At 61.0% G+C, this 12,807-nt stretch carries 14 protein-coding genes; 6 read left to right on the forward strand and 8 right to left on the reverse strand.

The window, feature by feature from the left end:
• Together LJE91_14375 and LJE91_14380 are read left to right on the forward strand one after the other, a co-directional pair.
• Positions 1-331, forward strand: a 331-nt coding sequence (locus tag LJE91_14375; GenBank protein MCG6869866.1) for a DUF5320 domain-containing protein, incomplete at its 5' end; no start/stop codon positions are given.
• A 144-nt stretch (positions 332-475) separates the two neighbouring features.
• Positions 476-1,414 carry a recombination-associated protein RdgC gene (locus tag LJE91_14380; protein MCG6869867.1) on the forward strand — a complete coding sequence of 313 codons (939 nt, stop codon included), beginning with the start codon at positions 476-478 and terminating at the stop codon, positions 1,412-1,414.
• Between the two features lie 341 nt (positions 1,415-1,755).
• Here LJE91_14380 and LJE91_14385 read toward each other — a convergent pair whose 3' ends face one another.
• Positions 1,756-2,562: a 3'-5' exonuclease gene (locus LJE91_14385; GenBank protein ID MCG6869868.1), complete on the reverse strand. Its 807-nt coding sequence runs from the start codon at positions 2,560-2,562 to the stop codon at positions 1,756-1,758.
• Positions 2,563-2,569: 7 nt separating this feature from the next.
• Complete coding sequence (gene cysM, locus LJE91_14390; GenBank protein MCG6869869.1) at positions 2,570-3,460, reverse strand: cysteine synthase CysM; 891 nt, start codon at positions 3,458-3,460, stop codon at positions 2,570-2,572.
• 100 nt (positions 3,461-3,560) lie between these two features.
• On the opposite strand from cysM, the gene LJE91_14395 reads away from it, so the two are divergent.
• Complete coding sequence (locus tag LJE91_14395; protein MCG6869870.1) at positions 3,561-6,290, forward strand: response regulator; 2,730 nt, start codon at positions 3,561-3,563, stop codon at positions 6,288-6,290.
• A 65-nt stretch (positions 6,291-6,355) separates the two neighbouring features.
• On the opposite strand, the gene LJE91_14400 is transcribed toward LJE91_14395, so the two are convergent.
• On the reverse strand, positions 6,356-7,444 hold the full coding sequence (locus LJE91_14400; GenBank protein MCG6869871.1) for an aminoglycoside phosphotransferase family protein: 1,089 nt from the start codon (positions 7,442-7,444) through the stop codon (positions 6,356-6,358).
• Between the two features lie 624 nt (positions 7,445-8,068).
• Here LJE91_14400 and LJE91_14405 point away from each other — a divergent pair.
• Complete coding sequence (locus LJE91_14405; GenBank protein ID MCG6869872.1) at positions 8,069-8,323, forward strand: hypothetical protein; 255 nt, start codon at positions 8,069-8,071, stop codon at positions 8,321-8,323.
• A gap of 539 nt (positions 8,324-8,862) precedes the next feature.
• Here the strand turns inward: LJE91_14405 and LJE91_14410 are convergent.
• Positions 8,863-9,129, reverse strand: a complete 267-nt coding sequence (locus LJE91_14410; protein MCG6869873.1) for an integrase core domain-containing protein — start codon at positions 9,127-9,129, stop codon at positions 8,863-8,865.
• Entirely contained in the window at positions 9,105-9,392 is a 288-nt protein-coding gene (locus tag LJE91_14415; protein ID MCG6869874.1) for a transposase family protein, read from the reverse strand. The genes LJE91_14410 and LJE91_14415 overlap by 25 nt, the downstream gene beginning before the upstream one ends.
• A gap of 972 nt (positions 9,393-10,364) precedes the next feature.
• Here LJE91_14415 and LJE91_14420 point away from each other — a divergent pair.
• Both LJE91_14420 and LJE91_14425 read left to right on the forward strand, forming a co-directional pair.
• Positions 10,365-10,580, forward strand: a complete 216-nt coding sequence (locus tag LJE91_14420) for a DUF2892 domain-containing protein (protein ID MCG6869875.1) — start codon at positions 10,365-10,367, stop codon at positions 10,578-10,580.
• A gap of 267 nt (positions 10,581-10,847) precedes the next feature.
• Positions 10,848-11,177: a hypothetical protein gene (locus LJE91_14425; protein MCG6869876.1), complete on the forward strand. Its 330-nt coding sequence runs from the start codon at positions 10,848-10,850 to the stop codon at positions 11,175-11,177.
• 225 nt (positions 11,178-11,402) lie between these two features.
• Here LJE91_14425 and LJE91_14430 read toward each other — a convergent pair whose 3' ends face one another.
• The 3 genes from LJE91_14430 to LJE91_14440 form a co-directional block, all read right to left on the reverse strand.
• Positions 11,403-11,714, reverse strand: a complete 312-nt coding sequence (locus LJE91_14430) for a hypothetical protein (GenBank protein MCG6869877.1) — start codon at positions 11,712-11,714, stop codon at positions 11,403-11,405.
• 24 nt (positions 11,715-11,738) lie between these two features.
• Positions 11,739-12,152 carry a transporter substrate-binding domain-containing protein gene (locus tag LJE91_14435; GenBank protein MCG6869878.1) on the reverse strand — a complete coding sequence of 138 codons (414 nt, stop codon included), beginning with the start codon at positions 12,150-12,152 and terminating at the stop codon, positions 11,739-11,741.
• Positions 12,153-12,272: 120 nt separating this feature from the next.
• Positions 12,273-12,743 (reverse strand): CBS domain-containing protein, encoded by a 471-nt coding sequence (locus tag LJE91_14440; GenBank protein ID MCG6869879.1) that lies wholly within the window; start codon positions 12,741-12,743, stop codon positions 12,273-12,275.
• Positions 12,744-12,807 lie beyond the last annotated feature (64 nt).

Raw genomic sequence — 12,807 nt, forward strand, 5'->3', positions numbered from 1 at the left:
GTTCGTGCGGCACAAGGCGGCGCTGCAAGAGGAGATCGAGACCCTGCAACACGAGCTCGAGACGCTCAAGGCCAGGCGCAAGCAAACGCCCCACCACATCACCGTCGATGAGCTGCCCGAGGAGGCGCGTCGAGTCCTACGTGCCCTCTACACCACAGAGGCTGATCTGGGACCGGATCCCGATGCGCGGACCCTGACGGGAAGACTGCATCATTGCGCCAACGCCGCCACCGATCGGGTGATCGAGAAACTGTGCGAGGAACTCAACGCGACGGAGACGATTTTTCCGCGGACGAATCTGCGCCTGGTGATGAAACTGGGCTCGACGTAGATTCCGCTTCTTCGTATCACTCCAGCCGGCTACGCGCCTTTCGCCTCATGATCTACAGAACGACTGGCGACCGGTTGCGGCCACCCGAAACCTTGTGCAGAATGCGCGGCCCTTCCCCACTCACGATCGAGGACAGGTACCCACATGTGGTTTAGAAACCTTTTCTGTTATCGTTTTACCCGGCCATTCACGCTCTCCCCGGATGAACTTGACACAAAACTTTCGGAGCGCCCGGCCCGCTCGGTCGGCGCACTCGAACCGTTCTGCACCGGTTGGACCCCGCCCCTGGGCCGCGAGGGACGGCAGAACGTCCACGTAACCAACGGATGCATCATGATCTGTGCCCGCAGGGAGGAGAAGATCATGCCCGCCGCCGCGGTCCGGGAGGTGGTGGAGGCGCGCGCGGCCGAGATCGAGGAGAACGAAGGCCGCAAGCTGCGCAACCGTGAACGTCTGGACCTGAAGGACAATGTCGTGCTGGAGATGCTGCCCAGGGCATTCACCAAAAGCAGCCGCACCTTCGCCTACATCGACACCCGTGACGATTCAGGCTATGGCCGGTTGCTGGTGGATGCCGGCAGCACGAAGAAGGCCGACGAACTCACCGGCCTACTACGCGAAACGATCGGCACACTCTCCCTGACGCCCCTGGTGGTCAGCCATTCTCCGGGCGCCTTGATGACGGACTGGCTGGAACGGGACAGCGCGCCCGACGACCTCGTCATCGAGGACGAATGCGATCTCCGCGACCCGGATGGAGACGGCGGTATCATCCGCATCCGCAAGCAGGACCTCTCCAGCGAAGAGATCCGCGCGCACCTCACCGCCGGCAAACGTGTCGCACGCCTCGGGCTGACCTTCGACGACCGCATCTCGTTCGTCCTCGACGAGGACCTGACGCTGAAACGACTGCGTTTTCTCGAGTTGATCCAGAACGAGTCATCCGAGCTCGAGGCGGAGACCGCAGCCGACCGCTTCGACGGGGATTTCGCCATCATGAACCTGGAGTTCTCCCGCCTGCTCAACCGCCTGGAAGCGGCGTTCGGTGGGGTCGCCATGGAGGAGAGCCTGAACGCAGCCTGAGCGCTCTTGCGCAGCGGTTTCCTCGTCTACGGACGATGCTTGTCTCCCTCTCCCTGGCAGGGGGGAGGTCAGGTGGGGGAGTCGAGACCATCCGGCAGCTCGGTGCCTCGCCCTCGGCCCCCACCATCCCGGCCTTTCCCCTCAAAAAGGGAAGGCGATAAGACACCGCGCCTTAGGCGATTTCTGTCAAATGACATACCATCCTGCTTGTCTTTGTCGTCCGTCCTCTGTGTTGCGACAACCGTTACATAGTTCGACTATGCGCCTGTTGTCGCGTCTTGATGACGAACGAAAATCCGGCGCGATCTGGTATATCATTTTCCGGCAATCGCCTTAGTGCGTTACTCCGCCGACGTCTCCCGCGCGGATTCCCCCGTGCCATCGGTCCAGGCAGACAGGAAGGCCTCGAGGTGGGGTTTGCCGGAGGCCTGCAGTGTGTCCTTTACCAACTGGCATTCGCGTTCGTAACCCGCGTGATCGAGATGCCCGCGGATCAGCTCAAAGCGCAGGTAGACCAGGTAGGTGTTAAGGACGTCGGTCTCGCAGTAGTCCCGGATAGACTGGACATCATCTTCGAGCCAGGTGTCCCAGACCTTCGCCCCGCTCATGCCCATCTTGCCCGGAAACCCGCACATCGAGGCCACCTGGTCCAGCGGGGCCGCGGCGCGCATCTGGTATCCCGCCAGCACATCCATCAGGTCGAGGTGCCGCCAGTGAAACCGACCGAGGTAGTTGTTGTACCTGAAGGCGCGGTCCTCGTTGCCGACCTCCCAGTAGCGCGGTGCCGAGACACCGTGCAAGAGCGACCGGTAGTGCAGGACCGGCAGATCGAATCCGCTGCCGTTCCACGAAACCAGATCGGGGGAATAGCGCTCGACGCCGTCGAAAAAGCGCCGCACCAGTTCCTCTTCCGGCGCGTCGGACTTGCCCAGGGACCAGACGCGGAAGCTGTCCCCCGCACGCAGGGTCACCGAGATGGCCACGATCCGGTGCAGATGGAGCGGTTGGAACTCGCTGCCCGTCTTCTGCTGGCGCAGGTGCGCCATCGCCTTGCCAACGTCCTCACGCGACAGCCCGTCCAGCCCGAACAGACCGCGCCCGTTATCGATGTCGGGTACGGTCTCGATGTCGAATACCATTACGTTCACTGGAGCCCTACCCCGGGAAGACCCCGGTCGAGATGTAGCGGTCACCCCGATCGGGAATGATGACGACGATCGTCGCCTCGCGCAGGCCTTCGGCGATTTTCAGCGCCGCCGCCATCGCGCCACCCGCGGAGACGCCGCAGAAGATACCCTCGCGTGCCGCCAGGTCACGCATGGTGGACTCGGCCTCTTCTCCCGTCACATCGACGATCGTGTCCACGCGTTCGGGTTTGTAGATCGACGGCAGATAGGCGGGCGGCCATCTGCGGATGCCCGGGATCTTCGCACCTTCGGCGGGCTGGACGCCGATGATGCGTATCGCGGGGTTGCATTCCTTGAGAAACCGGGAGACGCCCATGATGGTCCCGGTCGTCCCCATGGAACTCACGAAATGCGTGATCCCGCCGCTGGTGTCTCGCCAGATCTCCGGCCCCGTGCCCAGATAGTGTGACAACGGATTGGCCGGGCTGGCGAACTGGTCGAGAACGCGTCCCCGACCCTCGCATTCCATCGCCTTGGCCCGGTCCCGCGCACCTTCCATGCCCTCCTCGGCGGACACCAGGATGATCTCCGCACCGTAGGCGCGCATCGCGGCGCGGCGCTCTCTGCTCATGGTCTCCGGCATGATCAGGACCAGGTGATAACCCTTGACGGCGGCCGCCATCGCCAGGGCGATACCGGTATTTCCGCTCGTCGCCTCGATCAGCGTATCTCCGGGCCGGATATTGCCGCGGTTCTCCGCCTGGCGGATCATCTCTATCGCGGGGCGGTCCTTGACCGACCCTGCCGGATTGTTGCCCTCCAGTTTCGCCAGCACCTCCACACCGGGCGCGCCGACCAGTTTCCGCAACCTGACCAGCGGCGTGTTCCCTATGCATTCATCCACGGTCCGGATATCCATGACGTTACTCTGTTGTCTTCGCGAAACCTGTCATTCTAAACCCCTCGGGGGCCGGGTGTTCGCTTGTTCTACCCCGGGCGCGATGTCACTATGGCGCCCCATGAAGTCCTGGAAGATCATCCATCGTGTGGTATTCCTGGCCATCCTGCCGGTGACCCTGCTGGCGCTCTTCGTCACCCTCTACTATGCGGTCGATGCGCTCGGCGACCTCGAGGCGGATACACGCGCGCGAGGCGGCGAGACTGCGAGGCTCACTGCCCTGGCCGTCGCACGTCCACTGCGGGACGCCGACTTCGATCAACTCCTGGAGGTCACAAACTCGACGCTGCGGCAGGTCGGTGTGGAAAAGGTATCCATCGTCGCGCTGGACGGAGAGACGCTGATGGAACTGGCCCAGTCCAGTGACCGGGTGTCGACACCTGCATCGGGTCCGATGAACCGGCTGGTTGCCGCCCTGTTCGGCGCCGGCACGCTCACGTTCCGCGAACCGATCCCGCGTAACCCGAACGCTTCATCGGACTCCGAAGCGGCTCCCGCCGGTACCGTCACGATCGTGTTGTCCACCATCCCTATGAACAACGCCAGGGCCGAGGTAGTAACCCGCGCCATCCTCGTCACCCTGCTGATACTGGGAACAGCGACCCTTGCCTGCTTTGCCGTGGCCCGTGCCGTCTCCCGCCCGCTCGGCCGGGTTCTGGCGACACTGCTCACTGACGGCGGCCTGTCCGACGACCGACACCGCAAGACCGGGGAACTCAGCGAAATCACCGCGCTGGAGCAGGGAATCGGCGACATGTCGCAGCGCATCGAGGCGTCCCGGGAGACACGGACGCGGGCGGTCGGTATGGCGACCGCCCGCCTGAGACAACGTATCGAGGAGGTGGGCCGCCGCAACGAGGAACTGGAGATCGCCCGCATCCAGTCCGATCAGGCGAGTCTTTCCAAGTCGCGTCTGCTGGCCAACATGAGCCATGAACTGCGCACCCCGATGAACGCCATCATCGGATTTGCGGACCTGCTCGGGGACTACCGCATCGACGATGCGCACACCGAATACGTTGCCACGATTCGGCGTTCCGCTTCCGAACTGCTGGTGCTGATCAACGAGATTCTCGACTACTCCCGGATCGAGTCGGGGGAACTGCAGATCATCGAGACCCGCTTTAACATCTACGAGCTCATCGAGGGCATCGTCATCCTGCTGAAGAAGTCAGCCCAGGAGAAACGCCTCGATCTGCTGGTCTACATCGATCCCGCCATTCCAATGGAGATACGGACCGATCCGCAGCGGATCCGCCAGTCGCTGATTAATCTGATCGGCAACGCGATCAAGTTCACCAGCGAGGGGCATGTCGCGCTGGAACTTCATCGAACCGACGGTGACGGCGAGGCCGGCGAAGAACAACTGGTGTTTTGTATCATCGACACCGGATGCGGGATCGATGAAAGCGATGTCAACAAGGTCTTCAAGCCCTTCAAGCAGATCGACGACTCCCTCACCCGCAAGCATGGCGGTACCGGGCTGGGCCTGTCGATCACTCGCCATTTCATCGAGAAGCTCGGCGGAAACATCGGCTTCGACAGCGTCCCCGGAGAGGGCTCCACGTTCTGGTTCGCCGTGCCCTGCAGGACCCGAAAGGGAGCGTGCTATACCGGCTCGTTCCCCCTTCGCGGCAAACGGGTCCTGGTATTCGACCGCAACCCGACGCGCGCCGCCTATACCACCCGAATGCTGAAGGCCTGGGGACTCGAGGTCCGCCAGACCGAAAACGTGGAGAAATTCCTGGCCGAGTACGCCTCGCCCGACATCGCGTTCACCCTCTACTACATGATCCGCAGCGACGTGGACACGGACCTGCAGATCTACTTCAGCCGCCTGGCGGAGGCGCGGGTCGCAACCTTCTTCCTGCACGACGCCGTCTCCCGGCGGGACCTTTCGTCCTCGTCCGGGTTCACGCACCTCAACAACCTGATCTCACCCCATCGCCTGCACGAGGTGCTCTCGAAGCGCCTGGCCGGAACGACCCTGGTCGGAGACCCGGCATCCAGCGAGGCCCGGGGATCGTCGCGGGACGAGGACCTGAACGGGGCACGCGTCCTCGTGGCTGACGACAACGAAATCAACCGCCGTCTTCTCGAGGTCTACATCTCGCGCAACAACGGGCGGGTCATTCAGGCGGTGGACGGCCGCGACGCCGTGGAGCGGGCCATGACGGAGAACCCGGACGTCGTCATCATGGACGTCCACATGCCGAATCTGGACGGCATCAGCGCGATGCGCGTCATCAAGGAATCGTTCCCGGATATGCCCGCAATCGCGCTCACGGCGGATGCGGTGCCCGACAGGATGCAACAGTGCCTGAGTTCGGGGTTCGACCGTTGCCTGACCAAGCCCGTTCCGGAGCAGGAGCTCATTGCCAGCACCCTGAGGCTGCTGGAAGGCAGGACATCCTCGGCGCCCGACCATGCCGGGACGGAAACCCCGCAAAGCTCCGGCGAAGACCTGCCGGTCCTCGATACGGAAAAGGCCGTCCGGCTCGCCGGCGGCAACCGCGATCTCGCGCGCGAACTGTTCGGCATGCTGAAAATCGACCTCAAGTCCCGGTTGGCGATGCTGAACGACGAAACCGCGGACCCGGAAACGCTCGCGGAGATGGCGCACAAGATTCGGGGCGGCGCGAAATACTGTGCCGCCGAGGTCCTGCAGACCCGCGCCGGTGAACTGGAGAAGACCGCCTCCCAGGGAGAACGAGGTCCGGACCTGGAATCCCGTATTGCCGCCCTGCGCGAATCGATCGGGGCATTGCTGCGGCTGGAAGATCCGTACTGAGGCGATTTCTGTCAAATGACATACCATCCTGCTTGTCTTTTCGTCCGTCCGCGACGCAATAACCTTCAGCCGCTCCAGAGGTCCTCGAATTCCTGGAACGCCTCGATGGACCTCTCGACGACCTTGAGGTGGTTCGCGTCGATGCGTCGCTCGAGCAGCATCCGCATCCGCTCGAGGTAATACACGTGACGCGACACACCCCCCTCCTCGCCGAACCAGCGGCCAGGTTCCCGTCCACACTCTTGCGATGCGTTTTCCATTCGCACGGCGGCGTCCAGGACGCAGTCCGTGAACCAGGGTTGCCGCGCGACCCGCTGGTAGTAGACCTCGGTGACGAACAGGTTGCAGAAATCGTGATAGACGCTGCGGGGGGCGGCGTGTTCCCAGTCGATCACCCGAATCCTGTCCCGGTCGTCGAGCACGACGTTCTTCAGGGAGAAATCCCCGTGCGAGTGGACCAGCGCCAGGTCGACAGACGGGGCGGTCTCGATCGGATTGGCGTACGCCTCCGTCCATGCCTCGACAACCGCCGCAGCCTCGGGGGATACGCGCGCCACCATGTTACAGCGGCCCCGGATATAGCGCGCCGTCTGGTGGATATAGCGAACCCGGGAAATCGCGCCACTGTTGCCAAGCCCCGCAATGGCGACCAGGCACCCCACGAACTCGCCTGACCGGTCGGCAATCAATGCCTGTCGTTTCGCTTGCGTCAGGTGGTGACCGATTCGGCCCCGGACGTATTCCTCCTCGTACCAGAACCGATCCTCGTCGGCACCGCGAAGCCCCGGTGCAAACTCCAGCTGTCCGGCCTTCGCCGCGTACTCCACTTCAGCCCGGAACGCCGCGCGACAGCCCTCCCCCTCGAACAGCTTGAACACGCTCCCCCGCGCCAGGTCGAATACCTTGCACCCCTTGTGCACCGGGATGCAGAAATCGCCCGGGACGGGCAGGTTCAAATGATCTACGGCATCGCGCCGCAACCAGGGGCGCAGCCTGGCGAGGACGACGCGCCTCCACAATCCCCGCGGGACACGCAGGGCAGCGAGCAGCGAACCCCGGTCCGATACCCACAGGCGCCACAGAACGGCTGGCAGGAAACGCTGCCGGCAGACGTATCCCCTCCCCGCCTTGAGATAAGTGAACGTTCGCGCCATCGTACCCGAATGGCGGGCATCCCCCGCCGTCCCATACCCGAAGATCGCAGAGCATAGCACGGCGCCAGCCCGTCACCGGACGCCAGCAATTGGCACCGTTCCTGATCGAAGGTTGCAATTCCCATTGCGCCCGGGTCGCTTCTCTGCTCAGGGCACGGCTGTCACGATCGAGGGCACCACTTCAGTCTTCATGAATTGGATCAGGGCGACATGCACGAAACACTTGATTCGTTGCAGACGCTCGCGATGGGCGTGTCATGTTTCTCGGCCGCCGCCCTCGGGCAATCACCGATCTTCCGCAGCCGGGCAACCTGCACATGGGAAGACAATGCATTCGGGCACTTCCGAGCGCATTAATACGTGTAACTACACTCAGGAGGTGCAAGACGATCCCTTTCGAAGCCGTCTCCGATAACAGACACGCCTCATACATCTCATACATCGGACATTGGGCGGCCTTAGGCGAATGCCGGAAAATGACATACCAGATCGCGCCGGATTTTCGTTCGTCATCAAGGCGCGACAACAGGCGCATCGTCGAACGATGGAGCGGTTGTCGCAACACGGAGGACGGACGAAAAGACAAACAGGATGGTATGTCATTTGACAGAAATCGCCTTAGTCGTGGCGACCTGGTTCGCCGCTGCATGGTGGACCGGTATCTCCGGCTGGCTCGCATTCGACGGTGGGGCGCAGCCATGGGCAATGCCGCTGATGATCCTGTTGCCTCCCGCAGCGTTCGGGGTCGCTTATCAGGCATCGGCGACGTTTCGTGCCTTCGTGCTCTGGCTCGACCAGCGCCTGCTGATTTCGAACCTTTATCGACTTCTAACGTTTCTGTATCTTTGGTTTTTTTATCAATTTACTACCGCTTTTTGATAGCTCTTTCTCTACTTCAGTAGCCCACTCATCTACCTTGGATTTCGACAGACCTTCGTTACCGCCATCCACTTCATAAACGATTACGACTTTATTTTTCTTAAAGATGAGGCAATCCGGTTGATACTTCAATAACGACAAATTCCTGATGATTTCTCTCTTTGCTGCCGGTTCGACGACTGCGCTAAAAACTAATTTTGCTCTATATTTTGTCATAATATATTACCTTGGCTAAGGCGAACCGTATCGGGTGTTTAGATTGTGTCATTACTGCATCTCCCCTTTTGGGCACTGGTTACAGCTCTTATTTTAACTTCATATGCTCTCGCTCTGCCACCCTGTTTGATGCGACATCCACAGCCATCAAATTCCGGATGTTATTCAAGGATCAAATTTGATGGGCATGCACTTTACTCAACTGGCCGCAAGGTTTACTCTCTGGCGATGGAAGAAACCAAGGCACCCCGTTTCTGGTAGCGATTATCCTGGTGTCCTGGTTCAGCGTGAACTGGCGTTTCCCGGGTTCAAAATTGGCGACATTATCGTGCCACTGCCTGCTGTTGCGCTTGACGTCGCTCGGCTCGCAATTTACGTGCGGCCTGCAGTTTGCGCTCGCGCTCGATGAGAATCCCTGGTGCTCTGCCGGCGAGCTTATCCGCCGGTGCATTGTAGTCGATAGCGCTGTGCAAACGGCGATGATTGTAATCGTACACGTAGCCGGCCAACAGGCGCTTCGCATCTTTGATATTCAGCGGTGTTCCGGGTCGGATACACTCGCTTTTCAGGTTCCTGTGCCAGCGCTCCAACTTGCCATTGCCCTGTGGAAGTACGGTGAGGTGCGTACATGATCCATACCCTTGATCTTGACAAAGGCCTTGAAGTCATTCGCAATGGACTGCGGCCCGGTGTCGGAGATGATGCGCGGCTGACAACCAGGAAAGGCTTCCAGGGCGCGCTGCACAATGATCACCACATCCCGTTCGGTCATCTGCTGGCGAATCCGATGGTGGACAATGTAGCGGCTGTAGCCGTCCAGGATGCTGCACAGGCGGTGCTGTCGTTGGCACATGCGCCAGCGCCGCCTCCTCAGGCACCCACCGCATGCGGCGATCTCTCCAGGGCATTGATTTTCATTCCCCCTAATCTGGGGGAGGGGTCTTTTGTGCCTGATATGGGTTATCCACAAAACTTGTCTCATTTGTGAAAACGGGGGTTGGTCAAGGAATCCCAGATATCACCCGTTTCTCGGGCAGTATGGCCGGCTATTTAGACGGTACCTTCAGATCCTTGTAGATCGCCAGACGACGTTTCTCCAGACAACGTAAAAGCGCACGAATACACTCCCCCTGTGAATCTTGGTAGTAGTCGTCCTTCAGGAGGGAACGACCATCATTAATGGCCTCGACAAGGAACGGTAGTTCTTTGGTTCTGTCAGGTGGATTCTTAGCCATTTTCTTTATTTTATGGGGCAGGCAGATGATAGCGGATGGTGGTCGGTACTGTACTACGGCCTGACCCGTGCGAACAACGGCTATCGACCGCCAGAAGCACCGGCGATGGTATGGGGGCGTCTCGCCCTCTCGCGTCCCAGTCGAACCACCGCCTCCGACCGCCCTAATGTCGGGGCGTAACCGGCCCGCCGGGACGGTGCGTCCTGTTCGTACTGCCATTACCGGATGCCGGGATATGTACCCGGCCACCTATCGATAATGTCCTCCGCCTAGTCGGTCGCCGGATTCAATCCGAATGCGACCTTCGCGTACCGTGCGAATCCCCTGGTTCCGGCCCCGTAGAGCAGTCCGAAGTTGCTGGCCTTCGCCGGTGAACGGAGTCGGTCCTGTTCATCGAACTGGGATCACCCCCGATCTCGTCCTTGACGATTTGCAATTTTCACCGGGTGCGCAGGTGCTAGAATGCCGATAGCATGCCGGTCCGCGCGCAGGGTCCGGCAGGCGCTTTGCCCGCCACGACCGCCTCACCTTCGAGGTGATCGACGGCGGGTCACGTGACATGTCATAGGCCGCAACTCGCAGAGGTTGTCATGGATCTGTTCAAAAACAACGTGGGAAAGGTCGACAGGATTATCCGAATCGTCATCGGGGTGGTTCTCGTCGCGAATGTCTTCTATGCCCTGCAGAATCCCGTCGGCTGGATCGGGGTGATTCTGATCGTTACAGGAATCGTCGGTATCTGTCCCGTGTACTCACTGCTGAACCTCAATACCAAATCGACGGCCGAAAAGGTCGGATTGAAGTAGGCGTCAGGGGCAGCAGGCGAATGTTCGCAACCGTCCCGGACCTCCGGGACGCGGGGGAGGTGCGGTAGCGACGCTCCGGGGGGACGGCACGTCCCCGTCGAAATCTCCGCTTTCCGCATCAGGTCCATCAACTGCCGGACGTGTCTCTCGGCAGAGCCGGGTGGGATTGTATTCGTTCGTTACAAACTTTCTTATAATCCCAGCTGTTCGGTCCCAAGGAAAATACCTGACGCCGTTGAACAAGAACCTGTAAGGAGACCAATCGGAATGAGCAAGACGAACTGCTTGACCATCGTCGCCCTCTGCACCGGGATTGGCGGCCTGCTGTCCACGACCGAGGCCGGAGCCTGGTGGAGCGACAACTGGAATGGCGGCAATTGGCATGACCGTTACTACGACGACTATGGTCCAGGGTACTGGGGCCGTCCCTATGGCGGTTGGGGTGGGCCCTACGGATATGCTCATCCCTACGGCTGGGGCGGATACGGCGGCCCGTGGGGTGGATGGGGCTATCCAGGCCTCTACGGGTATCCATACGGAATTGGCAATCTGGACAATAGATCCGAAAGCCCACCGCCACCGCCTCCCCCGCAGTAGCGAGGCCGATCCAGGAATCGCGCGCGCCCCGATAAAGGATCACGCGCGATATGGCGGGCCGCACAGACGGGCCGCGACGGGTAGGGTCACGGATCCGATCCGTCAGCCCCCCACAGCCGTGTTTGTTCCCCGCCAAAGGCAAGCGCTGTTCCGGGCCGCTCAGGAGGCCCGGATCGGGCATGAGAGTGAATTGGACCATGCCGATGTGGTGCAGGCAGCGCGCCTTCACTCTACATCCTGTAATTCCTGGTTGGTGACCTTCAGCCAGACCGTCTGGATCCAGCGGCTGCGCAGATCGACCCCGAACGCCTCCTGTGCCTCCTCGCTGGTCAGAACGGCGGCGGTCACCCTGAGTCGGTCGTCGCCCTCGGTCGCCTCGTGGGTGCGGAACGACATGTCCTCGTGATCCGGATGTGCCTGGCTGATCGCGACATGCAGATCACGCGAAACCAGCGGTTTCGGGAGGAACTCCAGCTCGCGTCTCTGATCCCCGAAGTGGCGACTGAGCTCATAGCGCAGTGTCCTCTCGTCGTCCACGACCAGATCGACGTTGCCGTCAAGCTATTCCACGATGTTGGGCACGATATGGGTCTCCGGGGCCCTGACGAAGTTACCGGCCTGGTCGAACGCCGGTTCGTAGACATATTCATAGACGACACCGATACGCAGTCCGTCCAGATCCTCGAGGGAGTTGAACTCGATGTCCGTCCCCCGGCGTTTCAGGAACCTGATCTCATTGGTGAGGTACGCGTCGGTGAACACGAAGTCCCGTTTCCTCTCCGCAGACTGATAGGCCGCGGCGATGACCCCGTGTTCACCGGACCGCGCGTTTTCCAGGTTGCGCTCCCAGTCGAGACTCTCGATCCGTGGCTCGTATCCGGCCCGGCGAACGGCCTCCGTCACGATTGAAACGGCGAGCCCGTGCCCCGGCAGCTTCGGGTCCACGTACGGCGGCCAGATACTTGTCAGGACCACGACGTCGCGCGCCTGGACGGGTTCCGATACTGGGGGAAAAAATCAGGAACGCGACGACTGCACGGGCCAGCACTGTCGACCGAACGGAAAACTAATGAGTCCGGCGGGCGACCGGGTTCGCTAGAACAAATCGTCATCATCATCGACGTCGTCTTCCGCCACCGCATCCTGCTGTTCGAGCTGTTCGAGCTGCTCCATCAAGTTGATGGCGACGGCGACCAGGTCGGTGTCCGTCACGATCCCCTTCAGGGTCTTGCCGCTGACGACGGGAACACAGCCGAAGCGATGGCGTTCGAGACAGGTCGCCGCGGCCCGCGCGCTGTCGTGGACGTCAATGGTGACCACATCACGGGTCATGATGTCCCCAACCTTGACCGACTCCGGAGATTGCCCCTCACCAGCCCACAGGGCCGAGCCTGTCGCCGTAAGGACGTCCCGGTGGGAAACGATCCCGGCAAGCTCATCCTTGTCGTTGACGACCGGCACATGACGGATGTGCTTTTCCTCCATCATGCGCATCACATCACCCAGGGTCGCGTCCTCGCGAAGCGCTGCGACATCGCTGGTCATGATCTCGTCGACGGTTATCATGCTACACCTCCGTTTGTTTCTGTATTCTTGGCGGACTGGTCTGAGTTTAGCGCGCCGCGTTTTG

It is taken from the genome of Gammaproteobacteria bacterium (assembly GCA_022340215.1).
In the GTDB taxonomy this organism is placed as follows: Bacteria; Pseudomonadota; Gammaproteobacteria; order JAJDOJ01; family JAJDOJ01; genus JAJDOJ01.

Bases quoted from the DNA above. Each gene is read 5' to 3' on its own strand.
- cysM (MCG6869869.1), bottom strand. From the start codon at position 3,460: ATGGATATCCGGACCGTGGATGAATGCATAGGGAACACGCCGCTGGTC.
- LJE91_14395 (MCG6869870.1), top strand. From the start codon at position 3,561: ATGAAGTCCTGGAAGATCATCCATCGTGTGGTATTCCTGGCCATCCTG.
- LJE91_14420 (MCG6869875.1), top strand. From the start codon at position 10,365: ATGGATCTGTTCAAAAACAACGTGGGAAAGGTCGACAGGATTATCCGA.
- LJE91_14400 (MCG6869871.1), bottom strand. From the start codon at position 7,444: ATGGCGCGAACGTTCACTTATCTCAAGGCGGGGAGGGGATACGTCTGC.
- LJE91_14425 (MCG6869876.1), top strand. From the start codon at position 10,848: ATGAGCAAGACGAACTGCTTGACCATCGTCGCCCTCTGCACCGGGATT.
- LJE91_14415 (MCG6869874.1), bottom strand. From the start codon at position 9,392: ATGTGCCAACGACAGCACCGCCTGTGCAGCATCCTGGACGGCTACAGC.
- LJE91_14440 (MCG6869879.1), bottom strand. From the start codon at position 12,743: ATGATAACCGTCGACGAGATCATGACCAGCGATGTCGCAGCGCTTCGC.
- LJE91_14380 (MCG6869867.1), top strand. From the start codon at position 476: ATGTGGTTTAGAAACCTTTTCTGTTATCGTTTTACCCGGCCATTCACG.